This window comes from Paenibacillus sp. JT22N15 (assembly GCF_059383755.1).
Genome location: NZ_JBXENV010000004.1, coordinates 375,240 through 400,331 on the forward strand (window position 1 = coordinate 375,240; position 25,092 = coordinate 400,331).

General features: G+C 49.8%; 20 protein-coding genes. 4 read left to right on the plus strand and 16 right to left on the minus strand.

The features are described 5' to 3' along the window. Positions 1-93 precede the first annotated feature (93 nt). Both AC50X8_RS10210 and AC50X8_RS10215 read right to left on the minus strand, forming a co-directional pair. Complete coding sequence (locus AC50X8_RS10210) at positions 94-1,701, minus strand: helix-turn-helix domain-containing protein (RefSeq protein WP_056040977.1); 1,608 nt, start codon at positions 1,699-1,701, stop codon at positions 94-96. Further along, positions 1,694-3,457 (minus strand): sensor histidine kinase, encoded by a 1,764-nt coding sequence (locus AC50X8_RS10215; RefSeq protein WP_494879622.1) that lies wholly within the window; start codon positions 3,455-3,457, stop codon positions 1,694-1,696. Before AC50X8_RS10215 ends, AC50X8_RS10210 begins: the two co-directional genes overlap by 8 nt. A gap of 280 nt (positions 3,458-3,737) precedes the next feature. Between AC50X8_RS10215 and AC50X8_RS10220 the strand changes: the two genes are divergently transcribed. Then, positions 3,738-5,249 (plus strand): methyl-accepting chemotaxis protein, encoded by a 1,512-nt coding sequence (locus AC50X8_RS10220; protein WP_494879623.1) that lies wholly within the window; start codon positions 3,738-3,740, stop codon positions 5,247-5,249. Between the two features lie 100 nt (positions 5,250-5,349). On the opposite strand, the gene AC50X8_RS10225 is transcribed toward AC50X8_RS10220, so the two are convergent. After that, positions 5,350-5,838, minus strand: a complete 489-nt coding sequence (locus AC50X8_RS10225) for a SitI3 family protein (RefSeq protein ID WP_494879624.1) — start codon at positions 5,836-5,838, stop codon at positions 5,350-5,352. Between the two features lie 209 nt (positions 5,839-6,047). On the opposite strand from AC50X8_RS10225, the gene AC50X8_RS10230 reads away from it, so the two are divergent. Next, positions 6,048-7,085 (plus strand): NAD(P)/FAD-dependent oxidoreductase, encoded by a 1,038-nt coding sequence (locus tag AC50X8_RS10230; RefSeq protein WP_099518978.1) that lies wholly within the window; start codon positions 6,048-6,050, stop codon positions 7,083-7,085. A gap of 109 nt (positions 7,086-7,194) precedes the next feature. Here the strand turns inward: AC50X8_RS10230 and AC50X8_RS10235 are convergent, their stop codons facing one another. Further along, entirely contained in the window at positions 7,195-7,572 is a 378-nt protein-coding gene (locus AC50X8_RS10235) for a VOC family protein (protein WP_494863408.1), read from the minus strand. Between the two features lie 207 nt (positions 7,573-7,779). Between AC50X8_RS10235 and AC50X8_RS10240 the strand changes: the two genes are divergently transcribed. Both AC50X8_RS10240 and AC50X8_RS10245 read left to right on the plus strand, forming a co-directional pair. Next, positions 7,780-8,265 carry an RNA polymerase sigma factor gene (locus AC50X8_RS10240; protein WP_494863410.1) on the plus strand — a complete coding sequence of 162 codons (486 nt, stop codon included), beginning with the start codon at positions 7,780-7,782 and terminating at the stop codon, positions 8,263-8,265. Further along, positions 8,265-8,936, plus strand: coding sequence for a zf-HC2 domain-containing protein (locus AC50X8_RS10245; protein WP_494863412.1), 672 nt, complete (start codon positions 8,265-8,267; stop codon positions 8,934-8,936). The genes AC50X8_RS10240 and AC50X8_RS10245 overlap by 1 nt, the downstream gene beginning before the upstream one ends. Positions 8,937-9,101: 165 nt before the next feature. Here AC50X8_RS10245 and AC50X8_RS10250 read toward each other — a convergent pair whose 3' ends face one another. The 12 genes from AC50X8_RS10250 to AC50X8_RS10305 form a co-directional block, all read right to left on the minus strand. After that, a complete protein-coding gene (locus tag AC50X8_RS10250) occupies positions 9,102-10,082 on the minus strand; it encodes a cell wall hydrolase (RefSeq protein ID WP_494879626.1) in 981 nt (326 codons plus the stop codon). 194 nt (positions 10,083-10,276) lie between these two features. Next, complete coding sequence (locus AC50X8_RS10255) at positions 10,277-13,615, minus strand: ATP-binding protein (protein WP_494879628.1); 3,339 nt, start codon at positions 13,613-13,615, stop codon at positions 10,277-10,279. A gap of 131 nt (positions 13,616-13,746) precedes the next feature. Further along, the gene (locus tag AC50X8_RS10260; RefSeq protein WP_494879630.1) at positions 13,747-14,739 is read right to left on the minus strand and encodes an ABC transporter substrate-binding protein; all 993 of its coding nucleotides are present in this window, start codon (positions 14,737-14,739) and stop codon (positions 13,747-13,749) included. After that, positions 14,736-14,960, minus strand: a complete 225-nt coding sequence (locus tag AC50X8_RS10265; protein ID WP_056040954.1) for a hypothetical protein — start codon at positions 14,958-14,960, stop codon at positions 14,736-14,738. The genes AC50X8_RS10260 and AC50X8_RS10265 overlap by 4 nt, the downstream gene beginning before the upstream one ends. Before the next feature lie 50 nt (positions 14,961-15,010). Next, positions 15,011-15,742 carry an SDR family oxidoreductase gene (locus AC50X8_RS10270; RefSeq protein WP_494879632.1) on the minus strand — a complete coding sequence of 244 codons (732 nt, stop codon included), beginning with the start codon at positions 15,740-15,742 and terminating at the stop codon, positions 15,011-15,013. A gap of 30 nt (positions 15,743-15,772) precedes the next feature. After that, a complete protein-coding gene (locus AC50X8_RS10275; RefSeq protein ID WP_494879634.1) occupies positions 15,773-16,516 on the minus strand; it encodes an SDR family oxidoreductase in 744 nt (247 codons plus the stop codon). Continuing rightward, on the minus strand, positions 16,513-16,818 hold the full coding sequence (locus AC50X8_RS10280; RefSeq protein WP_056040947.1) for a phosphopantetheine-binding protein: 306 nt from the start codon (positions 16,816-16,818) through the stop codon (positions 16,513-16,515). The genes AC50X8_RS10275 and AC50X8_RS10280 overlap by 4 nt, the downstream gene beginning before the upstream one ends. A gap of 67 nt (positions 16,819-16,885) precedes the next feature. Then, positions 16,886-19,321, minus strand: a complete 2,436-nt coding sequence (locus AC50X8_RS10285) for a beta-ketoacyl synthase N-terminal-like domain-containing protein (protein WP_494879636.1) — start codon at positions 19,319-19,321, stop codon at positions 16,886-16,888. A gap of 18 nt (positions 19,322-19,339) precedes the next feature. After that, the gene (locus tag AC50X8_RS10290; protein ID WP_494879641.1) at positions 19,340-20,230 is read right to left on the minus strand and encodes a GNAT family N-acetyltransferase; all 891 of its coding nucleotides are present in this window, start codon (positions 20,228-20,230) and stop codon (positions 19,340-19,342) included. Beyond that, positions 20,217-21,467: a dicarboxylate/amino acid:cation symporter gene (locus AC50X8_RS10295; protein WP_494879644.1), complete on the minus strand. Its 1,251-nt coding sequence runs from the start codon at positions 21,465-21,467 to the stop codon at positions 20,217-20,219. Before AC50X8_RS10295 ends, AC50X8_RS10290 begins: the two co-directional genes overlap by 14 nt. Before the next feature lie 195 nt (positions 21,468-21,662). Then, positions 21,663-22,046 (minus strand): hypothetical protein, encoded by a 384-nt coding sequence (locus AC50X8_RS10300; RefSeq protein ID WP_056040939.1) that lies wholly within the window; start codon positions 22,044-22,046, stop codon positions 21,663-21,665. A 102-nt stretch (positions 22,047-22,148) separates the two neighbouring features. Next, complete coding sequence (locus AC50X8_RS10305; RefSeq protein ID WP_494879646.1) at positions 22,149-25,067, minus strand: NHLP bacteriocin export ABC transporter permease/ATPase subunit; 2,919 nt, start codon at positions 25,065-25,067, stop codon at positions 22,149-22,151. Between the last annotated feature and the right edge of the window lie 25 nt (positions 25,068-25,092).

The following is a 25,092-nucleotide window of genomic DNA, read 5'->3' on the forward strand; positions in this document are numbered from 1 at the left end:
CTTTCTCCATCCCTCTCTATGTTTAAATTGTAATGAAAAACGGAGCCTCTCATCTATCGGCTCCGTGACTGTATTAACGCTATAATGACTTATTTAAATATGCTGCACCTTTTTGCGGTATTCCTGCGGGGTGAGACCCGTCTCTTTCTTAAACAGCTTGGAAAAATGGGAAAAGTTCGAATAGCCGATCATGACCGCAATATCGCTGATTTTCGTATTCGTCTTCTCCAGCTCTTCCCGGGCGCGGGCGATGCGCATTCTGACGAGATAATCTGTCAGCGAATGCCCCGTTTCCCGTCGAAACAGCCGGGACAAATACGCCGGATTCAAATAGACGGCTTCCGCCGCATGCTCGCGGCTGAACTGCTCATCCAAATGCTCCTCCATATAACGCTGCACCTTGGCTACGACCTGCGATACGTCCTTGCCCGCCGTTCCGGCATAGTCCGTTAGCTGCATGCATACTTGATGCGTCCAGCTGCGCATGCGCGGCAGCGACTTCATTACTTGCTCGCCCGCCTCCCATTCGCGCTTTGCGAATACGTCGGTTATAGCGACCCCCTGCTTGCTTAGCCACTGGAATACCATATTCATAAAGCCGAAATAAAACGAAGCCAGCTGCGTATAATCGCCGTTGTTGTGCTGCAAATGATCAAAATGCTCGTCAATGCGCAGCAGCAGTTCCGCTCGCTTGCCCGGTGCAAGCAGCATCGCCCAATCGGTGAAGGGCAGCGGCTGTGAAGCTGTCGATACGCTCGAAGTCTGAATGCTATGGCTGCTTTCGTGTATAACGGCGCAGGCCGCATTTACATTGCTGCGCTCCAGATCAAGCAGCCGCTGCACGCTGCCGCGAAGCTGCTGGGCCACCGTCGCGGCGCCGATATAGCAAGACAGCTGGCAATGCAGCAAGCCCCGTGCCTGCTGGATGAAATTTTTGCAGCGAGCAGCAATCGCCTGCTCGTCCTCCTCATTACTATAGAAGAGAGCGTACAAAATGCCGTTTCCGTCGTGCACAATATGCCCGGGCTTGCCGCCCAGCACGAGCTCGGCCGCGGCATTTTTCACCCCGTAGGTCATAATTTCCTCATCGCGCGCCGACCATTCCTCTCGCCAATGCTCGATGCTGATCAGCACCGCACGTATTTCACTATCCGCACGCAGCGGTATGCCGTACGTTTCCATCGAAGAATCCAGATGCACAGGGGCAGCCGAAACCCGGTAATGCAGCATATCCTGCCAAAAACGCTCAATAAGTGCTGGCCGCTGCTTGTTCCACTGCTCATAATAATGGCTGTAGGTGCTGCGGATTTCTTCAAGCTCCTCCAGCTCCACAACCTTCTCAATCGCGTTATGAATGCAGGTTTTCAGCACCTCATGATCGACCGGCTTCAGCAAATAATCGAAGCAATCCAGTTGCACCGCCTGCTGCGCGTATTTGAAATCGGCATGGCCTGTCAAAAACACGGTGACGGAGGATGGGGAATGCTCATTGACCCACTCCAATAGCTGAATGCCGTTCAAATCAGGCATATCAATATCCGACAGCACGATGTGCACCTTCTCCTGCAGCAGCACTTCTTTGGCTTCCTCCGCATCGCAGGCGGTAAACAGCTGACCTATCGGCACATCCGACCAATTAATGCCCTGCACTATGCCGCGAACGGCAATATCCTCATCATCTACTACTAGCAAATTATACATTCGAAATTAGCTCCTCTTCCCCTACCGGGAATCGAATGGTAACGGCAGCGCCGCCTTCTTCTACATTTTTGAACGTAATGGCTGCCCGTTCGCTATAAATTAATTGCAGCCGATGGATGACATTCATAATGCCGAGCCTGCTCGTCTCGCCTTCGATAAGCGGAATTTTGCGCTGCAGCTTGTCCAGCACCGGCTCCGAGAAGCCCGTTCCGTTATCGGTAATCGTCAAATAAAATCCGCCATCCTTTTGCGCCTCCACCCCAATATGTATGATGAATGGCTTGCGGCGGTTTTTGAACCCATGAATAATGGCATTTTCCACAAAAGGCTGCACCGTCAGCGCCGCGACCTTGTAGTTTCTCACAAATTCCGGCACGTCATATGTAAATTGCAGCTTGTCCGGGAAGCGCATTTTCTGAATCGTAATGTAATTGTCGATATGATCCAGCTCCTCGCTGAGCAAAATCATGTCGCGGTTTGACCGCATAATAAAGCGGAAATAATCGGCAAGATGCAGGGACATTTTTTTCACCGATTCCGTATCGCCAAGCGCCGCTAAATTATAAACAATGTTCAGGCTGTTCATATAAAAATGCGGGTTGATTTGCGCTTGAAGCTGCCGCAGCTCCCCCTGCTTGACGCGCAGCTGCTCCTCGTAAACGTCGATTTTGAGCGTCGTAATTTGCTCCGCCATTTTGTTGAAGGTGTTGCCGAGAAAAGCGAACTCCAGCGATTGCCCCGACTGCTTCGCCGCAAGGCGGACATCGAGCTGGCCGATGGCGATTTTTTTCATTCCGAGCATGAGCTCGCGCAGCGGCTTAAACAGCATATTTCGCATAAACAGCAAATAAATGCCCAGCAGCAGCAGAAAGCCAAACGGCGCAAGCAAAGCTGCATTTTGGAAAAAAATGAGGCTTTTCAGCAGCGTCTGCTCTGGAACCAGCACCCTATAGGAGATATTCGCCAAGCTGCTGTTGCGGTTCAACACCAAATACGATTGCTTCGTATCGGGATCGACGACCGAATTGAGCGACTCCTCCCCAGGAGCCAGTTGCCCATTCAGAAGCCGCGGCGCTTGCTCCGTCAGTGCCTGGGCGGACTGATCGCCTTCACGCAAATAAATGCCGTTGTTCCCGATGTCGCCATCGCTCCATTGAATCGCCAGCAGCCGCTCCAAATCCATCACCCGAATGATGCCGCCGACGTAAAGCCCATCTCTGACCTCAATAAAGTTAATGAGAAAATAATGCCCGGGAATACGTTCGTCGTATTTGACCTCCCACGTTTCGGGATCATTGAGTAGCGCTTGTCCTCCCTTCGTCAACTGCACCATATTTTGCTTAATGATTTGCCGCGCATCCTCATACACCGCATTGTCTGTGCCAAATATGATGTCATGATCGTGATAGACGAAAATGCTGTCCAGTAGGCTGTACACGCCAACGTCCCGGTTCAGCTTAGAATCGATCTGCACCTTGGTGAGCATATACCAGTCGCTGTCCATCGGAAACGAGGTGAGGAGGCCAACATCGGAATCCAGCACCGACATCTGGTACAAATATTCATTGATCTCTTCCAAGTTATGATCCATCTGCCCGCCAAAAATATCGAGCGTATTGCGATAAGTCTCCGAAACCTTCTCCCGCACAATTGTTTTCGCATACATATTGTTGATGAGCATGTATACGACAATAGGGAGCATAACGCCCATAAAGCCGATGATCAGCTTCGTTTTAATCGATTGCCCAAACCTCATAGGCCGAAATCCTCCCAAATTAATCTACTAATTACTCCTATATTACCATTGAAAGGCTTTTCTTTGAATCATAATCTATGAGTTTAGCAGCGGTCATTCTCCCTTCAAAGTGCCGTCTAGCGGACGGTTATCATTCGTTTTTGCCGTTTAGGAAAAAAGACGCAATTTAAACCTATGAAAGTTTGTCGAACGCTGTAGAAATATAGCATTTTAAGTGTTATCGTGGAGTTAACCTGGGACTTTATAAAAAAGTTTCGCAAATGAAAAGGGGGACAACCTTATGTTTCTCAAGGATGCTCAATCTAAGGCCATGACAGCCTTGCTAGAAGAAGCCAAAAAACGCTCCGAGCTATTTTCACAGCATGATTTTTCTCCATTTGCCCTGCCTGCTGTCCATTCAGACGCAACGAAAGCCATTGTACAGCATTTTAATGCCGCCCTTCAGATGGTGACCCAGCAGGCCGCAGATGCGGAGCTTCGTTTACAGCTTGTAACGGAGGCTATCCAAGTTGGACTATGGGATATGCAGGTCATTGCCGGAGATCCGGTCAATCCGAAAAACACGTTTATTTGGAGCGATGCGCTGCGCAAAATGCTAGGCTATCAGAATGAAGCTGATTTTCCGAATATACTGGACAGCTGGTCGTCCAAGCTGCACAAAGATGATCATGATTGGGTACTTGCTGCCTTTGCCGACCACTTGAACGATCGAACGGGGACAGTCCCTTACGATTTGGAATACCGTTTGCTGCTGAAAAATGGTCAATATCGCTGGTTCCGTGCAACGGGCACGACGGTAAGAGACTCGAAGGGTGTTCCGCTCCGCGTAGCTGGCGCTTTATTCGATATCCATGACAAGAAAATGAAGGATCAGGAAACAGCGGCTCTCGTTACGCGCTACGATCTGATTAACCGTGCCCTAGTCGAAGCCCCATGGGATATGACGGTTGTAGCTGGCGACGTGGTTAATCCAAATAATGAATTTTGGTGGTCGCCCCAATTCCGCAAAACGCTCGGCTTTCAAGACGAAAGTGATTTCCCTAACGTATTCAGCAGCTGGAGCAGCAGGCTTCATCCTGATGATGCGGAACGGACAATTAAAGGATTTGCGGACCATATGAACGATTACAGTGGTAAAACGCCATATGACCTGGACTATCGCCTAAAGTTAAAAAATGGCGAATATCGCTGGTTCCATGCAGGCGGCGAAACGATCCGGGACTCCAAAGGCGTTCCGCTTCGCGTTGCCGGCACGATTCGGGATATTACATATGAGAAAAATAAAGATGATGTCGTCAAGCTGTTGAATGAGAAAACCGAGCAGCTTTCGCAATCAATTATGGATATGGTCAAAGGCATTAACAATGTAACGACCCAGGCGCAGGAGCTCGCCGTTGCCCAAGAGCAATCGACCGAAGCAGCCAATCATGCCAAAAATAGTGCTGATGAGACGAAAAACATTTCTAATTTTATTAAAGAAATCGCAAATCAGACGAATCTATTGGGCCTCAATGCTGCGATTGAGGCAGCGCGTGCCGGAGAGCTCGGCCAAGGGTTCTCCGTCGTCGCCAATGAAGTGCGCAAGCTTGCCGTCCACAGCGCCGATGCAACGGTCAATATCGAAAACAGCTTGAACACGATGAAGGATTATATCGAGGAAATTCTCCAGCACATTCACAACATGGCCAGCTTAACGCAGACGCAGGCTGCCCTAACCGAGCAAGTCAACGCCTCCATGGATGAAATTAATGACATGTCGCAATCGCTGGTCGATATTGCGAAGACGTTGTAGGTACTGAGTCTTTAATGAAGAAAAAGACGATTGCCTCTCCTTTTTTAGAAGGGGCAATCGTCTTTCTTCTATTATAATAATTCAAACTTAATTGAACAGCTTATATATGCACCACAGCTCTAAACGGCTGGTACTCCATCGTACCAATAACAGCTTTCACGCTATCATGCTTCCAGAAGCCAAAATCATTATTGACGTAGAAGGCGTTATTTTTCCGATAAAAAATTTCTGAATCACTGAATGTCAGGAGGGCATCCGAGCCCGCCATATCAAGTAGGCTGAACACCATTTGGAGCATCAATTCGCAAGCCTCCGGCTCTGTATCGTACGAATTGTACAGCTTAAAGCTCACATGCTGCTGGTACATAAATTCGTCTTCCAAATAGTCGGAATCCCATCCAAATGACATATCGAGCGTATCGATAACCGTCATCGAAAACCCGATTCTTTCATTAAACTCATCCACCCGAAAACCACCCGCAAGCGGAACCAGTTGCTCGGTCACAAAACCCAGTTGCTTAAAAACCTTTGTCACCATCGACTGTGTCAATGACCGCTCCTCAAACATTAAGGAATATTGCAGTGCCATAAATTCCCCTCCGCCTTATTGATATCAGCATCCTACATGAATCATAGCAAATAGCTCTGAACGGATTCTGACCGGATACTGACCGGAGCGTTAATCGGAAAAATTTTCTTTTTTGCCATATGCCAATTGTTGACGCCCCCCTTATTCTCCTTTACTATAGAAAATAGTGAGTTGATAATGATTTTCATTATAATTGGAGGCTAGCTCAAATGTCTGAATCCTTGGAATTATTTGATGTAACGATTATTGGTGGAGGCCCTGCGGGCATGTACACTGCTTTCTATAGCGGAATGCGCGATTTGAAAACCAAGCTGATTGAAGCTCAAAATGAGCTTGGCGGCTTTCTGCACACATACCCGGAGAAAATGATTTGGGACGTCGGCGGCATTCCACCGATGCGTTGTGACAAGCTGATTGCTTGGCTGGAGCAGCAGGCGCGCACGTTTGACCCTACTCTCGTATTCAACCAAAAAATCGTCGGCGTCGTCAAGCAAGAGGATGGCAACTTCCTTCTTACCTCGACAACTGGCGAGCAGCATCTATCGCGTACGGTCATTGTGACCGTAGGCCGCGGCATTACGCAAATTCAGAAGCTTGATATTCAGGGTGCTGACCGCTACGAGGTGACGAATCTGCATTACACCATTCAAGAGCTGATCTCCTTCCGTGGAAAAAGAGTGCTGATCTCCGGTGGCGGCAATTCCGCCGTCGATTGGGCGAATGAGCTTACGGGCATTGGGGCAGAGGTTATCGTTATTCACCGCCGTGACCAATTCAAAGCGATGGAGAAGCATGTCGCGGATATGATGGCAACTGCTGATGTACGTACGCCTTATTTCGTCAGCCAGCTGAATGGGCAAGGGGAGACGATTCACAGCGTTACGATTACCCATGCCGAGACGGGCGAATCCGAGGTGCTTGATGTTGATGCGGTAGTCGTCAACCATGGCTATACGAGCGACTACGGCCCGATTGCAGAGTGGGGCATTGAGCTGGGCGAATGGGCAATCAACGTCAGCAACCGTCTGGCGACGAATGTGCCGGGCATTTTCGCAGCTGGCGACTGCGTCCATTATGACAGCAAGGTCAGGCTGATTGCCGGAACGTTTACCGATGCTGTGCTTGCCCTGAACAGCGCCAAACTGTACATGGAGCCGGAAGCGGATCAATACGCCTACGTGTCCTCCCATAATGTGCGCTTCAAAGAACGTAATAAGCAGCTGCATATCGCATCTATTAAAGCATAAAGCTGTCCATACCATAAACTGAATCATATTGTTTGCTCAGCCCCTATCCGGCTCGTTTCCCGGATAGGGGCTTTTGCGTATAGACGACTTCCTTCGGCTTATTGAATGCTTAGGAGAGCCACTCTAGAAACTCAAGGCGGTTGCCAAATGGATCGTTTAAATAGAAGCGTTTGACCCCTTCATCTGCCCTAGCCTCGTCGTCGATTACCTGGATATGATGCTGAAGCAAATGCTCGCGCAATTCATCTAGGCTCTGTACGTGAAAGGCAGGATGGGCTTTCGTTGCCGGAACAAAATCCCGCTGTACCCCAATGTGTACTTGATGGGTGCCGCATTCAAACCAGACCCCGCCACGTTTTTTCAGCATTTCCGGCTTTGGAATTTCCGTCCACCCCAATATGCCGTTAAAAAAGCTCCTTGCCTCTGTTTCGCAGCCTTCCGGAGCTGCCAGCTGAACATGATCAATACCATAGAAATGATAAGCCATATATTCCGCCTCCTGTTTCATATAGTGAAACATAGTTTCATTTTATGACTCTATTTTAAATCCATTCCCCATAAAAATCCAGCCTTTTTCACTTTGATGCAGTAAACTAAATTATCATAGCCATGCTTTCAATCGGTTTAAAAAATATTGCAGGGCATCTGTAACGAAATCCAATGTTCATGCACTTATAGGGTAGGAGGTGTAGAAATGGAAAGCATGGAGCAGCTCTATAGCACGTACGCGCAAACGGTTTATAAATATTTGTACAGCTTGACGCAAAATGCCGATTTGTCGGAGGAGCTGACGCAGGAGACCTTTTATCAAGCGATGAAGGGGATCCACAACTTTCGCGGCGATTGCAAAATGTCGGTCTGGTTATGCCAAATCGCTAAGCGCGCGTGGTATAGGGAGCTTAATAAAAACAAAAAGATGCCATCCGTTTCCTTGGATGCATGTGATATTCCTGTTTCTATGGGGCAGCAGGTCGAAGCAGATATTTTACATAAGGAAGATAAGCTCTCCTTGTTTCGCATGCTGCATCAATTGGATGCAACAACGAAAGAAGTGATGTACTTGCGGCTTTCCGGCGAATTAAGCTTTGCCGAGATCGGAGAAATTTTGGAAAAAAGCGAAGCTTGGGCCAGAGTAACCTTTTACCGGGGCAAGCAAAAAATGATGAAAGGGAGCGTATAATGGGACAACAATTAAATTGCCATATTGTGCAGGATTTGCTGCCCAACTATATCGAAGGGCTGACAAGCGAAGATACGAATGAAGCCATCCAACAGCATCTCGCTTCGTGCAGCGATTGCAGGCAGGTGCTCGACAGCATGATGACGGAGACCGAGGGCTTTCAGGCGGCCCCACAGAAACAGATCAATTTTCTAAAAAAAATCAAACGAAGACAATGGGTCATAGCTGGCATCAGCGTCTGTATTGCCGTTATTATTTTGCTGACAGCCCTCTATTTTTTTGGCATGAGGAATTTTGCTATAGCCAGCAAGGATATTGCCATCAGCGAAGTCTATCAAATGAAGGATGGCTCCATTCATTACCGAATGACAGCCAATGTGAATGGCTATCTAAGCAACGTAGGCGGACTAACCGATACCAATAGAGAAGTACACAAAATTAATGAGCGTAGGCGTTTCTTTTCTAAACAGGATAAAAAGCCTGAAATATTGCCCGAATATTGGTCTTCACTGGACAGCCCCGATCCTACGCAAGAGAAAACAATTATTTACTACGAAGGCAAGGACGAAAACGACCGTCTCATTATTTGGGAAAAAGGCATGGCTATTCCTAAAGCAACTGCCGAGCAAGAAGCTGACTATAAACGTATGAATCCCAAGCCGGCTTCCTAGGTCCATACAGCAAGGTGAAACGGCTGGCGCCTTCCTTTGGCGGCGCGGCGCGTTTCAGTCCGAGAAATATAGAGAAAGGATGGGAACATCATATCCTTTCCTATATTTCAAAAAAGTCCGTTACGGCTCACTACGCCATAACGGACTTCTCTATATGTGTCGTTCCTATTTTGCGAAGCTATGATTGCCGATTGTCGTAATGACTTCTAGGCTATCCCAGAACGCGCCTTGGGATATATTAGGGTTAAAGAAGTAGATGGCGTTTTGCACATTGTTTTTGCCGTTGAGCGCTTCCTTAGCTGCGCGCAGGGAGCCTTCATTGGGCTTGCTTTTATCAAGGAGGCCATTGTGGGCTGGCGGGAACTGTCTGCCGGAATAAATCACTTCACGAATCGTATTCGGAAAACGGGAGTCCTTCACTCTATTCAAAATAACATTCGCCAAGGCAAGCTGCCCTTGATACGACTCATAGCCTGATTCAACCATTGTAATCTTGGCAAGCAGCGTCAAATCTGCTTCTGTGAACGGGTCAGCTGCGTGATCGAAAATCGAAGGAATGACCACCTTCAGCTTCGTACCTGCTTTAAGCTTGGTCTTGCTATCCAGTCCGTTGCGCTTAAGCAGCTCCGACTTGCTGCTGCTCGTTTCCTTGCTAATCTCGTCTATACCGTATTTGTCTGTTACTACTGCTGGCTTCACAGTAGCAAGCTCAATATCGCCTGACTGTGCATTCACTTGCAAATCGGCATGCAGCATTTCGGCTAATTGGCGCAGGGACGCATACAGTCTACCTTCCTTGAAAACGGGAGCCGCATCCATCACATAGCGCTCATCGTTGAAATAGACAACAGGCACTTCGTTTCCGAGTACGATTTTATCATTCAATGCCGTGTTTATCGTTACTTCCTCATTGTCGCTATCCCAGCTCGACTTGGCACTGAACAATTCAGCGATGCGGGCCACAGGCACATACAATCTTCCATCCAGAATAAACGTAGAATCATTCAGCACTACTTGCTTGCCGTCGAGTTTAATCTTCGCGTCATCCGCGGCCGAAGCGCTTGCCAAGGGCCCGATGCATAGCAGAAGCATTCCCAAAACCATAGCGAATATTAGCCGTTTAACCGGCCTGCTTTCTTTAATCATACGTACCTCCCAGAATATTGTGGTCGTATTTCATTTGAAGAGATGACAGCAAACCGTCGCAACTCCTCAGTTAAAACACGGCCCTAGCTGGAGCAATCTCCCAGCATTCTTTCTCTGGGCAAAATTATAACACAGCTAAATAGGTCTGTAGGATTAACATTTTCACAGAAATAATAAAAAGCTTGTTCCACCCGCTATTCAAAAACGTACAGCGGAAGCGTGAAATAGAAGGTGCTTCCTACTCCCAGCGTGCTCTCCACATGAATTTCTCCCTCATGATAGTGGACGATTTCTTTGGCAATCGCAAGGCCAATTCCGCTCCCCTGAACCGCCTGCCGATCATGCTTTTCCCGAAAGAAGCGGTCAAATACAAACGGCAGCGACTCCTTCTGCATGCCTGCCCCATTATCCTGAACACGTATGGTGAGCTGGCCGACGGAATCGTCATCGCCTGCCCATTCTTCGATCGCACAATGTATGCGAATTTGCCCTTCCGCCCCCGTGTGCTGAATCGCATTAAACACAAGGTTGGTCAGCACCTGCGTAATTCGGTCCATATCCACAACTACATGGTATTCAGCCAATTTAGCCGAATCGAATGCCAGCTGAAAATCATATTGCAGCCCGGCGCGCACGACATCGAGCATGAATTTATCCTCGATTTTCGCCACCAGCTCCTGCAGCGTCATCATGAGAAAGATCATTTCGGATTTGCCTGATTCCAGCCGCGACAGCTCGAATAAATCATGGATTAAACGGTTTAGACCGAGCGCTTTGACCAAAACCATCTGTAAATATCTTTTTTTATCCGCTTCCTGCTCCACCAGTCCAGATACGATCGCCTCCACATAGCCTTGAATCGCCGTCATCGGCGTACGAAGCTCATGGGAAATATCGCTGAGCAGCCGCCTGCGTGACAGCTCCAGCCGGCTTAAATCTTTGTTTTTGCGCTCCAATTCCACCGTTCGCTCATGAATGCGATGCTCCAGATTCGTGTTCAGCTCGGAAAGCTGCTCGTTTAGCTCTGCAAGCTGCTGCGCATTCAGGCTCACTTCCTGAACGGACCTTTTTAACAGCAGCAGCGTACGAACGCGGCTTACGAGCTCATTGCGCCCAATCGGCTTCGAAATATAATCATTTGCTCCGGCGCTGAAGCAGGCCTTAATCGTATGATCCCTGCTGCTTGCTGTCATAATTAATATAGGCAGCTCAATTAAATTGTACTTTTCTCTAATCAGACCGCACAGCTCATAACCGGACATGCCAACCATCATTAAATCGGCAATAACCAAATCCACCTCATGCAGCTCATCCATGCGAGCCAGCACCTCAGCGCCGCTAGTCGCGGTCTCGAATACGCATGGCAGCGGTGCCAGCTGTTGAATGACCACTTGCAAATTCACTGGTTCATCATCCACAATAAGCACGCGATAAGGACGCTGTACAGACAGCTCTGCATCGCTTCTATCCCCTGCTGGAGCGTATAGGGATGCTGCCATCGATTCAGCATCACCCATGAGCGCCTGCCTGCCCGTCTCCTTCTGCGTCATCAACGTTCCAGCCGAACGATTTACCGGCTGATGAAAAATCGTGAAGCTGAATAGAGAGCCCTGCCCCACCTTCGACCATACTGTAATTTCCCCGCCATGCAGTTCGACAAGCTGCTTCGTAATTTTAAGTCCAAGACCTGCTCCCGTATCATCAATGGATTCAAGCTTCTCAAACGGATTGAAAATGATTTCAAACTTGTCTTCTGCTATGCCGATGCCGGTATCCTCGACGTGAATTTCCACATAGTCGCGGTAATGCTGTGCGCTTATCGTTACATATCCCGATGGCGTATACTTGATCGCATTGCCTATTAAATTAAACAAAATTTGCTGCATCCGGTTTTCATCGGCATAAATAGGCGGAAAATCCGTGCCAATTTGATTAAGGAGCACTAGATCTCTGCCCGTCACCAGCGGCTTGACGACGGTCAGCACAACCTGCGCCAGCTGATGCAAATCGATTTTTGCAATATGAAGGCGCATATCATTATTTTTTAATAGAGCGTAATCCAAAATATCATTAATCAAATAGGACATGCGCTGCCCGCTCGATACAATCATATTCAAATGCACACGCTGGCTGTCCTCCATCCGATCATGCATGCTGTAAAGCAGCGACTGCGCCAGCCCAATAATGCCGTTAAGCGGTGTACGAAGCTCATGAGAGGTGTTGGCCAAAAACTCATCCTTTACCTTATCCAGATCTAGCAAGCGGGCAGATAAGCGCTCATTCGTTTTAATGGCATTGGAAAATTTGATCGACACAATAATGGATAAGCAAATAATTAAAAACAGCAGCCCATATGGAAAATAGATGCCCGTTCTAATCGTGTCATTGCTCATCAAAATATCGTTGACGACCGTAATAAAAAAGACGACGGTGCCCGTCAACATCAAATTTGCGCCTGACAGCCTGCCAATGGCAGCCTTAAATACATACTGAATGAGCACAAAACCAATCCCAATCGCATAAACCTGCATGACAACGGCCAGCTTCGTAAATATTTGAACCGGCGTCACCACAATAAACAAGGTGAGCAGCATGCCTGGAATCCACAGTATATTGCGCATTCGTTTTGTCATTTGGCGTGGAAAGCTGTAATAGAAAAACAGCACAAACAGCGGGGCGCTCCCGAGAAAGCCTAAATATTCGATTTTCACTAAAACATTATCGTTTAAGCTTTGAAATAAGACGGATAACGTGTATTGGGATTGGGAGCTATTTTTCATAGCCAGCAAAATGCAAATGAGGCCAAAAAACAAAGATTCCCAATTTTTACGCAAGAGGATAAACAAAACGATGTGGTAGAGCCCCATAATGAGCATGCAGCCTATTAACATGCTTTCGAACACAAGCTTCTTTTTCATATACGAATGGAGGCTGTCGTATTCTCCCAAAGTTAAAGAAGCAAACAGGCCTGCTTTGCGCTGCGTGTAGTTGGACACTTGAATGACAATGTCTGCCTGCGTCTGTCCTACCTCCAACCGAAGTACTGACGGCATCATATACGGTGTCGCCTCTGCCTCGCTTCGACCAACAACTCCGCTTTCAGAAACGAGCCTCCCATTGATCCACATGCGGTGGGCGGAGGTTATCCCTTTAGCAACCAGGCCCAGCTCGGTGTCCGTCTTCGGCAATTTTATGACAAGATGATAGGTGGCATAGCCCTTGCTTGTGTGCTTTTGTCCGTCAACTTCATGCTTGCTCCATGAGCTGGGCACTTTTATGTAGCCAGCCTCGCCGACATTCCCCGCTGTAAAATCATCAGGCTCCAACAGCTGATTCCAGTAAAATTCCCACTCGCCGTCGAGCGAGCTGCCATTACCCGCAATCTGATCCTGTGCTGTAATCGACAGCTTCCCCCTGCTCGCTTCTGGTTTATCCTTATCCAAAGCAGAATTAAAAGTCATCAGTATGATGAATATAAATGCAGCCAGCGCTATCGGAACGAAAAAATAGAGGAAAGGCACACGTTTCTTCATGGAAGCTTCACCGCTGATTACCCCTTTTTATTACAAAATAAGATGGCAGGAGCAGTAACGCTCGCCTCTGCATCATACCATATCCTTTTTTTAGAATATAAGAATCTATAAGTTTCATACTTGTAATGGGCTTATATCTCAAAGTTTTCAAGCCGTTTTTGAATTTCCTTCTGCTCCATATGGAGATAGGTGTTAATCCACTGGTGGAGATGATAACGCTGCGGATCGACGGCAATGGCAATATCATCATCGTGATCATCCAATTGCACGAATTGCAGCTGGAGCGAATACGAAGGGTATTTTTTCAAATAACGGGAAATTTCAAAGGCATCATAAACGGCTGCTAGCACATCCCCTTGCCTTACGCCATCAAACAGCTCGGCCGAATTCGGATAGCTCGCCTGGCTTTGATTTGGAAAAAGCTCCTGGGCAAAGCCCGCATAAGAGGTGCCTCCGACAATGCCCACCTGCTCCCCGCGGCCTTGGATGAGGGCAAGCGGATCAGCAGCATCGCCTTTTTCAGTAATTGCGGCAAGCTGCATACGGTTAATCAACAGCGCTTGTTTCAAATTCAAATAGGCATCGGAAAATAATACCCGCTTCGCCCGCTCCAAGGTAATGCTCAGCTTGGAAACGCCGATATCCGCCTCCCCTTGGGATACTTGATTAATAACTTCATTGAATGAATCAGCTGTTCGTATAAATGCTGCTTGTACGCCAAGCTTAAGAGCGATGTCGTTTGCAAGCTCAACATCGCTTCCGCGGAGCACTCCCTGATCATCTACATAAAAAAACGGATAGCGGTCCTCCTGATAGAGGGCTACCCTCAGCTTGCCTCTGCTCAAAATGTCCCGGATGTCCTCCGGGTAAGTCTTTAATTGCTCCTCTGTGTAAACCGGAAGCTCCACTTTACTTCCAGCATTCTCCCCCACCTCCGCTTTAGCAGCCGGAACGGCAGAACTTGCGGGAGATGGGCTGAAGGCGGCTGGATTTGCTGCATGAGCTTGTTTTTCTGATTCCAATTGATAGGCCTGCTGTGACGTGCTTGCACATGATGCTGTAATAAAGCCTATTGCCAACACCAAAAACAAGCAGAAGGCCAAGCGATCGTATTTGCCGATCATTGCTGGCCATCCTCCCCTCCATGCGAAACTTGAGTTTTGCGAAAGCATACTGCGCATACGGTCATGTCATACACAGCGATACGAACATGGCAAAGCTTGCAGCGTGGAATCGAGACGGTCGCCAAGCCTCCAACTACCTCTTCCAGCTCCTCCTCCAACAGCTCATCAGCCTGCCCATTTTCCTTTTTCTGATCGTTCTCGGCCTGCTGCTGATCCCCCATATGCCCCGCCTCTTTCAAAGGTTACCTTAAGCCGCGTCCTCATATCCTTGCTAGAGAACAGACTGAATACCGTAACCCCATGTCGTATTTTGACCGCTCATGCCATGACCGTAATCAAGAAGCAGGCCGAGCCCGTGGGCGAGCTCTTCCAATTCCGGCACTGGCGGTTTTAATGCATAAATATCAAACGGCTTGCGATTACTTCGACCAGCGGCCGCTTGCTTCTCCCTGCGAAAATACCCAAATGTCAGCGCATTTACACTGACGCGAAACGGCGACAGCTCCTTGGCGAAGCTTTTGACAAAAGCGAGCGCTCCCTGGTTATATACCGGGGACGAAGGAAAGCCGTCGTAATGCAGCGAATCTGCCAGCATCGGCACGATGATCTGCCCCCGCTGCTTGCGGGCCATCACGCTTCCCGCCGCCCGGCTGTACAAAAACAGCTCGCTCAGAAGGCTGTAGCTTTTCAAGGCGAACTCGGCGGGATCATGCTGCAGCGCCTCCAGCTCGTCCACCCAATCATGGCCATGAATATACAGGTCAAGCCCTTGCATCTGCTCGGCTATGCCCGCAATAGCCGACTCGACTGCTTTCATTTGGACGTCCGGCGCAACAATCGTCTGACATTGTTCCTGCAACGGAGGCGGCAGCTCTGCCTTAAACTGCTCCGCCTGCTCAGGCGTCTGGAAGCTCGCCGCAACCCGGATGCCCCGCTGCAGCAAATATAGCGCTATCGCTGTGCCCGAAGCACTTTCGGCATGATGCAAAAATGCGGTTTTCATCATCAATTCCCCCTTCTAACCCAATCCAGCTTAACGCAAAAAGCCGCCATCTATCTTCAACGTTTGACCTGCATGATAGCTTGATAGAGGTCCCGCCAAATACATAACCGCTTCGGCTACCTCCTCAGCTGAGCCAAGCCTCCCGGCTGCCGTATGCTTTAAAAAATCAGCCATTTTCTCCGCTGGCACTCCTTGGGCCATTTCGGTCTCAATCATGCCTGGCGCAATAGCGCTAACTTGAATGTTTCGCGAGGCGTAAAGCCGGGCATACAGCTTCGTTAAGCCCATAATCGCGCCTTTGGAAGTGGCGTAATTCGTCTGGGCTTCGCGTCCGTAAATGCCGCTGACGGACACCATATTAATAATGGTGCCCTTCCCAAGGCGCAGCATATAGCTGACCGCCTCCTGCGAGCAGCAGCAGGTGCCGATAAAATTCGTATCCAGCACCTCATTCCACTGCTGCTCTTCCATAAATAACGCCATTTGATCATTCGTACGTCCTGCATTGTTGACCAGCACATCCAGACTGCCATACGTATCGAAAACGTCCTTCATTACATTTGCTACAAAATGATGATCGCTGACAGAGCCTTTGTACAAACTAATTCGTCCGCCAGCTTCCTCGGCATCGCCCCGCAGCTGCTCCGCCGCTTCATCATCCCGCACATAAATGCCGGCAACGACAGCTCCTTCTGCAAGGAATCGCAGGGCGATGGCCCGGCCAATGCCTCGTGTTACGCCAGTAATCAAAATGACGTGATCACGAAAGATCATGGCCCTTCGGTCCCCTTCTGCTGGCTGGCCATAATCAGCTCGGCTATGGACTGGACATTTTTCAAATGAATTTTTAATTCATCAGCTGGAATTTGCTCCACCATTACCCCGTACAATTCTTCCATGCCTACCATTACCTCGAACGCTTCTACCGAATCCAGGCCCAGCCCATCGCCGAATAAAATCAAATCGTCCGTAATTTCCTCCGCTGTAATATCCTCAAGCTTAAGCCTGTCAATTAACAGCTGTTGCTTAATCGTCTGTTTAATCGTTTCCATGTCTAAAATTTGCTCTACGCTCATACGTATGCGCCTCCTTGGTATTAAGCTTTTTTATAGCGTGAAAATAGCTGCCGCGTGCCAGTGCCTGTCAATCGTTCCATGCGCTTAGAACTGCCGCGCAGTAGCTGCCGTTGACCGTCGAGCTTATCGCTAACACATGCTGAAGCTGAGCCGTTTGCTGCGGCATACCCAGATGGGCATAGGCGCCGCTCGCCACTTCACTTGCGGCTTTGCCGCTCACAAGCTCCGCAGCCGCAGCAAGATGCAGCATCGAGCTGTAGGATTCGCCGAAGCCGGCGCATTCATTGAAGCTGATAATGGGCGGCGTCTGGCCATGGGCGGCCAATGAAGATAAAGCGCGATGCTCGCCTTCTGTTTCATCAGGCCTGCCGACCGTATTCAGCAAAATCAGGTCAAGCTGTGCCATGCCAATTTTCGCTTCATTTAATGCTTCGGTTACCGCATTGCAAAGCGTCGCTTCCTGCTGAGAAGCATTTGCCGCTGTTCCAAAGGCGGTGCCAAAGCCGCTTAATTCCGCATAAATGCCGGTCTGCCTTTGCCTCGCTTGCTCCAGATCACAAAGCACCATACAGACGCTGCCCTCTACCATCCGAAAACGGCTCGCCTGCAAGCCTTTCGCACGGTCAATGTTGCTCGACAGCGCCGAGCGTTCATCTCCCGCTCCAATAAGGCAGGAGGACAACGTACGCTCGCGGATTTTGCCAGCAGCATACAGCGCTGCCGTCAGGCCCTCATTTCCTCCCGTGCTGAATGAGCTGTTGAAGCCCAGCAGCTTCAGCTTCTCCGCCGTCTGCCCGGCAATTGAATTAATGACCGTATGCGGAAAATAAATGCTGCTCGCATATTCCGGCCCTTTCACAAATACCGACTCCAAATATTGCGAAATGCTATCTGTACTGCCCCGGGCTGTGCCAAAAATAAAGCCGAGCTCTTCCTTCTCCGCCTCGGTTATTTGCGCGTCCCCCAGTGCAGCAAGTGCTGCTCCGATCGTATTTTGCGACAGCTGATTCATTCGGCGCTCATATTTGCTTTTGTCATACTCCTTCAGGGAAAAAGAGAATGCGCCGACTGCTTCTGAGGAAGCGTCCTCTGCAAGCCCATTCAGGATGCTGCCCTGATGAATATGGCCGCCTCCAACAGCGCCAAGCCCGGTAATGACAACCCGCCGCTTGGCGAGCTGGGCTATGCTTTCCGTATGCAGTATCGCTGCTTCACTCAAATTATCCGTCCGCAGCACTAATGAAACGTTGTGTCCGCCAAAGGCGGCATTATTGCTGACGATATACTTTGGACGCATCGGGCGCATGCTGTGCTGAATAATATCCGCCTCTTCGCAGCCTTCGCGCGCCGTATCAAAATGCAGCGTTGCCGGCACATAGCCTTGCTTGATCGCATAAAGCGAAGTGACAAGCTCAAGGGCAGCAGCGGTACCTAGGCTGTGCCCAAAATACGCTTTGCTTGAGCTGACCGGAATGGTCAGCTGCTCGCCAAAGCTGCGTTTCAAACCGCTAATTTCCGCGCGGTCATTCGCCTGCGTTCCGGTGCCATGCGCGTTCACGTATTCAATATCCTGTTTGGCAACCTGCGCAAGGCTCAGGGCCATATCTACCGCCCGCTGCATCCCTGCGCCTTCCGGATGCGGAGCCGTCATATGATGGGCATCATTGCTCAGCCCATAGGCACATAGCTCCGCATAGATGGTCGCTCCGCGCGCAGCGGCGGCATCCATCCGCTCCAGCACGACAAATGCTGCGCCTTCGCCCAGATTAAGGCCAAAGCGGCTGCCAAACGGCGAGGATGGCAGCGGATTAAGCGCCCGGAGTACATTAAATCCGGCATATACACTATGCGACAGCGGATCTGAACCGCCTGCGAGCATGACATCGGCATATCCCCAGCGAATCATATCGCTGGCATAGCCGATTGCATTGCCACTAGCGGCACATGCCGTATTTAACGTCGCCACCGGTCCCTGTACGCCCAGCAGCCGCGCAGTATCATCCCCCTGCTGATAAAACGGATAATTAGCTGTATTTTCCTCATCCAGCGCCGACAAATCCCACTGCTTCTCCAGCGATAATATGCCGCCATTGCACGTTCCAAGCGCCAGCCCAATTCTTGAGGCTGGGATCTGATGATCAGCAGCAGTTGCAGTTGCAGCGACATCTGCTGCATCCACTACATCTGCTTGCACTGCGGCATCTCCTTGAGTAATGACAAGGCCGCTGTTATGGAGCGCCTGCTTCGCAGCCGCAATGGCATACCGCGCGCACCAGTCCATCGACTGATTCGCCGTATGTGCAAGTGCCGATTCCCGCCACGATTCTTCCAATTGTCCGGCAAGCGAGCTTAACAATGTGTCCGTCTTAAAACGGGTAACTGTCCCAATTCCTGTCTCTGACGCGAGCATTCGCTCAAAGACGGCCTGCGGCTCATTGCCCAGCGCGCACAATACGCCTATACCTGTTACCGCAATACGATGGGTGCGTTCATTGTCCTTCATGTTCATTCCCCCAAATCCCTACTTCAATGGCAAATAACTAATCCGCTTCTCGCTCGTCTTCCATGAATAAGGCGCAAGCCATTGCTGCGCGAGCTTCATCATGACAGGGGTCCCTCGGTTCACTGTAAAAATGCCGTAGGGAATGCCCGCTTCCAATTGAAGGCGGATCGACCTCGCCAGCATATGGAAAGCTAGACCTATCTGCTGATATTCCGGCGAAATGTATACCGCATCGTACAATATCGTCTCTTCGTTCAGCCGGTACGTCATCGACCAGCCCTTAATGCCCTGCTCCGAGCGTAACCCAAGGCTGTTGCATGGCTCCAAAGGCGCAAAAGTTTTGAACGGCGACAGGAAATCTGGAAATACAGCTGCCGCTGCTTCAATCGATTGCTTTAGTTCCTGTTCCTTCTTGTCTGCCCACAGAAACAGCTCCAGGCCGCTTGGCAAAGGCCGTTCCCGAAGCCAGCCTGCGCGTGCGATATCGCTATTAATATGGAAAACAACCGCTTCGCATAATGGCTGTGTCCAGCCTTCTTTTTGCAGCCATGCTTCTATCGACTCTGTAGAGGACTTTCCGGAATAATAGTAGGTTTCCAGGCTTTCGAGCTGCTTCTCAAGGCATAGGCTTCGCACTTCTCTCATCAGGAGTGAGGCGATTCCTTTCCTGCGCCATGGTTTTGCGACGAACAAGCATTGCAGCATCGCATGCCGCGCCCCAGCTCCTTCACGCAGTTCCAGCACAGCCAAACCAACCGGAGCATCTGCCACTTCCGCCCCAATGAGCATAAAGCGGCTTCGTCCCTCATCGCTCCTCGTACTCTGCTCCAATTGCAAATAAAGCCACTGAAACATGAGCGGCTTGTATTTCAAGCTGTCAGCAGGCGTTAATCTCTTAATCTTGTACATGAGGTTCCTTTCTCGCTGACAGAAGTGAAGCCGTTGCGCAATTAATCGAGACGTTGGCTGCCGTAATAATAGGGTCGATAATCGGGTTGATCGCCAGCAATAAAATGATCGTCACTTCAGCCGGAAGCTTCAGCATCCCTGCTATAATGGCGATCATGCCAATGGATACGACGCCCGGCGAACCTGCTCCTGCGATAGAAGTCAGCACAGCTCCGACCAGCACCAGCATCCACTGCATCATCGTAAAGTCGTATTCATACAATTGAGCGGTAAATGCAATGCCCAGCGTATAGACAAGCACCATGCTGTAACGGCACATAATCATGCCGATCGGTACAACCAGTTGAATCGCATGCGGCTGCAGCTGCAGCTCTTTGCTTAAAGCATGCATGCAGGATGGAACGGTAGCAATGCTGTTTCGCGTGCCAAATGCTAAAATAAGCGACTCCTTCAAAGCGCTGATGACCACCTTGACCGGCTGGCGCAATTGCATTGATAATGCGGCGACGGAGACGATAATTAAAACGACGCTAACGAGATAAAACATCATAATCAGCTTGAGCATGGCGGGCAAAATGTCCAAGTTCAACGTGGCAAACTGACCCGCCATCATGCAAAACAAAGCAAACGGCAGCGCGTACATCGACCAGGAAATCGCCTTTTGAAAAGCACGGAACAGCACATCCGCCAGCTGCAGCACATCTTCCCCTTGCCTCGTTCGCATCATGCCAACGGCTACGCCGACGATAACGGAGAAAAACAAAATTTGCAGCGTATTGTTTTCCATCAGTGCTGTAAAAATATTAGACGGGATCATATCGAGCAAAAACAGCAAAATCCCTTGCGATTTCTCTTCTTCCACTGGGGCTCCATTTGTACTGGAATCATTAACAATCGCACCCAACACCTGCTTCGATTGCTCGGGCAAGCCTGCCCCCGGATGTCCGATTTCCCCAAATACCAGCCCGAATACACCGGAAATGACGAGTGCAGCGGCATAGACGAGGCACATGCGTCCAATCGTTTTCATGGCGCCGCTTTTGATGAATAAGCTGCCGATGCTGGAAATAATGGCGGTCATCATAATCGGAATGACACACATTTTCAGGAAGGATAAATAAAGATCGCCGAAATCCGCTACAGAATGAGCGATACTTGGCGCATAGAGGCCAGTAGCTATACCCGACACCATGCACAGCATAATCATCCAGAAAGACTTGATCCATTTGAATGACAAAACAGACACAACCGACACACAAGCACCCTCTTGTTAGGCATTGCGACGAAGCAGCCTCCGCTGGAAACCGCGGGCAATCGCTGGCAAGCAGCTGTCCCTCTCATCGCTTCTCTATAAATTTGGAGTGACATCGTGCCTGAAAGGCGGATATCACTCCAATGCAAGCTCTATTTAAGTATGAAAGGAATAAAAGAATTAAGCATTTCTGATTTGGTCAGCTGTTGCATTACCGATATTTTCGCCAACGCGGATTGCTGTGTTAGCTGCATTTTCGGCAATCGAGCCTACGCCATTAAAGAAATCATTAGCTCCCGATTTGCTGCCGCCAGCAACGGATTCCAGTTCTGTTTCTGTCAGTTCATCAGCCGCGCCGCGTACTTCCGGCAGTACGATTGTCGCGTGGTAGCCAGTTGCATCAACGATGTTGATTTTAAATTCTTGTGGAACCTCATGTCCTGTTGCTGCTTTAATTGCTGCGTAGATGTCGCTTACTGCAAGCGCGCGGAATTCTGCATCCGAATTCGCTTTCGTGATTACTGCATTTACCGTATCCGTAACTTGCTGTTCATTCCAACTCATGATTTAATTCCTCCAATAAATGTAGTTTTGTTTCTTACAGGTATTAGAATAACAGCCCAGCTTCAATCTGCTCTCAACTCTCGTTCAATTTTAGTTCAATTGTTACGCCAATTGGCGGCTGGCAAGCTCCGCGAACAGGCCTTGCTGCTGCAGCAGCTCCTCATAAGTGCCGGATTGAATAATTCGCCCTTTATCAAACACATAAATGTGATCAGCCTGCGTAATCGTGCTCAAACGATGGGCAATGACGATCCTCGTCACCTGCAATTTGGTCAAGCTTTGGCTGACGATGCTTTGCGTCCGGTTGTCCAGCGCGCTCGTAGCCTCGTCAAAAAAGAGAATTTTCGGCCGCTTGGCGATCGCTCTCGCAATCATTAGGCGCTGGCGCTGCCCGCCGGAAAGCGTGCCCCCTCCTTCGGATATAACCGTATGCATCGCCATCGGCATGCTGCGGATATCGTCATCAAAGCCCGCCATCTCCGCTGCTTCCCAAGCATCCTGAAGCGTCAAATCGGAGGTGCCAATAATATTGGTGAAAATATCGCCGGACATCAGCTTGCTGTTTTGCAAAACAACGCCAAACTGGCTCCTCAGCAGCCCCACATCAAGCGAGCGCAAATCCTGTCCGTCAAAATAAACCGAGCCGCCTTGAGGCTGCTCAAAACCAAGCAATAGCCGCATAAGCGTGGACTTGCCGCAGCCGGAAGCACCGACGAAGGCGACATACTGCCCTGCTTTAATGTTCATCGACAGATCATTCAGCACAAGCGGCTGATCCTCAGCATAGCGAAACTGGATATGGCGAATTTCAATCGCCCCGCTCACTTCGCCCGGATCTTCCAGCTGATCATGCATTTCGGGCAGCGTCCTTAAAATCGGCTTCGCCCGCTCATACAGCGGCACGATATGCACGACCGACAGCAGCGCGGAAGCCATCGCCAGCATAACCATTAGAAAGCTGGAGAAGGCGGAGAAGAAAGCGATAAATTGTCCCGCCGACAGCGCGGAATTGCTGGAAACGACCAAATAAAACAACACCATGGAGGTGACCAAGGGGAAAAAGGATTGAAACACGCTGGAGTAGTTATCCAGCATTCTAACCTTGAAGGACAATTTCTTTTGCTCCGCAAACGCTCTTGCCCATAAGAAGAAAGCGCGGTTTTCCGCCGCCGCCATGCGAAATTTGCTAATGCCGTTCAGCAGCTGGAGCACCGTGCCGGAAATACGTCCTTGAATATCCAGCAGCCTGCGCTGGTAACGAATTTGCAGCAAGCCAATGGTAACCGTAAACGTCATGGAAATGAGCACAAGACCCCCGGCCACTAAAGCAAGACTCGGGCTGTAACGAAACAGCAGCGCATATTGAAAAATAGAAAATACACCCGTCAGCAGCGAGCCCAAAACCGCCCCTGATAAAAGCTGCCTGATCGTATTTATGCTGCTCGCTCTCGATGCCAAATCGCCCGCGGTATAGTTGCGGAAAAAGGATACCGGCAAATTCAGCAGCCGATCCCAAATCGCCGCTTGAATCGAGCTTTCTACCCGTCCCTCCATTCGCATCGAAGCGAGCGACCCCGCCAGCCGGAACAAGGCAATCGACAGGACGGCAGAGACGAGAATCAGCGCCATCTGGACGAGCGGTCCGCGATAAGATTCCGGTATAATCGTATCTACCAATATGCCGGTAGCAACCGGCAGCATAATGCCTAGCAAGCCGGCTAACGCACCCATGAGCAGAACCATAATGAGATCCCGCCGAATCGAATGATGCGTGCCAAACTGCAAAATGTCTTTTATGCCGAGCACACGAGCTGGAAACGTTCGATAAAACATATAAGCCATCGGCTCAAGGCCCGCCGCCATATCGGCATGAACGATGCCTTTTTCGCCGCTAAGCGGATTTTCCCACGTGTAGGAGCCGGCAGAAGCCGGAATCAGGGCAACGGGCTCGCGGGATAGTTCCATGAAAGCGACCAGCGGCCCATTATCCTCCTTCCACCATTCCCCTTTGAGCACGACCTTGCGGGAGCGGACGCCAGAAGCTTCGGCCATTTCCTGAATAGGCGAACGCTGCGACTGCTTCTTAAGCTTTCTGCCTACAGGTTTAATGACGATGCTGGCATATTCGCCGACGACGCGGCAGGCCATAAATAGCGGATCGGTTGAATGGAAAGCAGCAGCTCGCTGATCTTCCGGTCCTGTAACGGCAAGCAAGCGCTTGAGCGCATGATCCATTAGCGAATCGTCATGCTCTGTTCGCCGAAGCAGGCGTTCATGCTCCTGCAGCCGCTCCTTCGTCAACAGCACAGCCAAGCGGCTTGCGATTAATTGATGAAACGCATATAAACCTTGCAGCTGCTGATCATTTTGCAGCCATTCAAGCGTGCTCCGCAATTCGAGCTCCGCAGCCTGCTTCGTTTCCAGCCAGCTGGAGGAGGTCACGGGTATGTAATAGGGCTCCTCCGCTGTAATCGGATGTTCGGATACCCAGTAAACGACGCCGTCACGTATTTTCACCCATACCGTTTGCAGAGACCGCCAGGTTTGATCGGGTGCCAGCTCAAGGTGCTCGCTTTGCTCCAGCAGCTCAAACTCCGGCGGGGCATTCCGCACACTCAGCGCCGCTGACCAGCAGCCTACCCATTGATCAATTAAAGGGGCAAGCTGCCCATCACTCAGCCTGTATTCCGCCCTATGGCTCATGAATATATCCCGGTTCATTTGCGATACCTTCGTGCCCAAGGATGCTGTCAGCAGCAAGCCCGCTTTCTCTACCCCTGCATAATCCTCAAAACCGAATAGGAGAGCCCCTTCCTCCAAACTGAATAAATAGCGCCGCTTGTTTCTCGTCCCGCCATTTTCAAGCTCAAGGGTCACGGCGAAAATATCCACATAACCGGAATCGACGTACCATACATCATTTTGATCGGTTATTAGGATCGGTCTGTTGCCTTCCACCTCATGACAGGCACCGTATTCTTCAAAAAATGAATGCAGGTTGAATTTTATTGCTTCAGCCACTTTTCCACCTCCTTTTCGCACCATG

Bases quoted from the DNA above. Each gene is read 5' to 3' on its own strand.
- AC50X8_RS10210 (WP_056040977.1), bottom strand. From the start codon at position 1,701: ATGTATAATTTGCTAGTAGTAGATGATGAGGATATTGCCGTTCGCGGC.
- AC50X8_RS10215 (WP_494879622.1), bottom strand. From the start codon at position 3,457: ATGAGGTTTGGGCAATCGATTAAAACGAAGCTGATCATCGGCTTTATG.
- AC50X8_RS10220 (WP_494879623.1), top strand. From the start codon at position 3,738: ATGTTTCTCAAGGATGCTCAATCTAAGGCCATGACAGCCTTGCTAGAA.
- AC50X8_RS10225 (WP_494879624.1), bottom strand. From the start codon at position 5,838: ATGGCACTGCAATATTCCTTAATGTTTGAGGAGCGGTCATTGACACAG.
- AC50X8_RS10230 (WP_099518978.1), top strand. From the start codon at position 6,048: ATGTCTGAATCCTTGGAATTATTTGATGTAACGATTATTGGTGGAGGC.
- AC50X8_RS10235 (WP_494863408.1), bottom strand. From the start codon at position 7,572: ATGGCTTATCATTTCTATGGTATTGATCATGTTCAGCTGGCAGCTCCG.
- AC50X8_RS10240 (WP_494863410.1), top strand. From the start codon at position 7,780: ATGGAAAGCATGGAGCAGCTCTATAGCACGTACGCGCAAACGGTTTAT.
- AC50X8_RS10245 (WP_494863412.1), top strand. From the start codon at position 8,265: ATGGGACAACAATTAAATTGCCATATTGTGCAGGATTTGCTGCCCAAC.
- AC50X8_RS10250 (WP_494879626.1), bottom strand. From the start codon at position 10,082: ATGATTAAAGAAAGCAGGCCGGTTAAACGGCTAATATTCGCTATGGTT.
- AC50X8_RS10255 (WP_494879628.1), bottom strand. From the start codon at position 13,615: ATGAAGAAACGTGTGCCTTTCCTCTATTTTTTCGTTCCGATAGCGCTG.
- AC50X8_RS10260 (WP_494879630.1), bottom strand. From the start codon at position 14,739: ATGATCGGCAAATACGATCGCTTGGCCTTCTGCTTGTTTTTGGTGTTG.
- AC50X8_RS10265 (WP_056040954.1), bottom strand. From the start codon at position 14,960: ATGGGGGATCAGCAGCAGGCCGAGAACGATCAGAAAAAGGAAAATGGG.
- AC50X8_RS10270 (WP_494879632.1), bottom strand. From the start codon at position 15,742: ATGAAAACCGCATTTTTGCATCATGCCGAAAGTGCTTCGGGCACAGCG.
- AC50X8_RS10275 (WP_494879634.1), bottom strand. From the start codon at position 16,516: ATGATCTTTCGTGATCACGTCATTTTGATTACTGGCGTAACACGAGGC.
- AC50X8_RS10280 (WP_056040947.1), bottom strand. From the start codon at position 16,818: ATGAGCGTAGAGCAAATTTTAGACATGGAAACGATTAAACAGACGATT.
- AC50X8_RS10285 (WP_494879636.1), bottom strand. From the start codon at position 19,321: ATGAAGGACAATGAACGCACCCATCGTATTGCGGTAACAGGTATAGGC.
- AC50X8_RS10290 (WP_494879641.1), bottom strand. From the start codon at position 20,230: ATGTACAAGATTAAGAGATTAACGCCTGCTGACAGCTTGAAATACAAG.
- AC50X8_RS10300 (WP_056040939.1), bottom strand. From the start codon at position 22,046: ATGAGTTGGAATGAACAGCAAGTTACGGATACGGTAAATGCAGTAATC.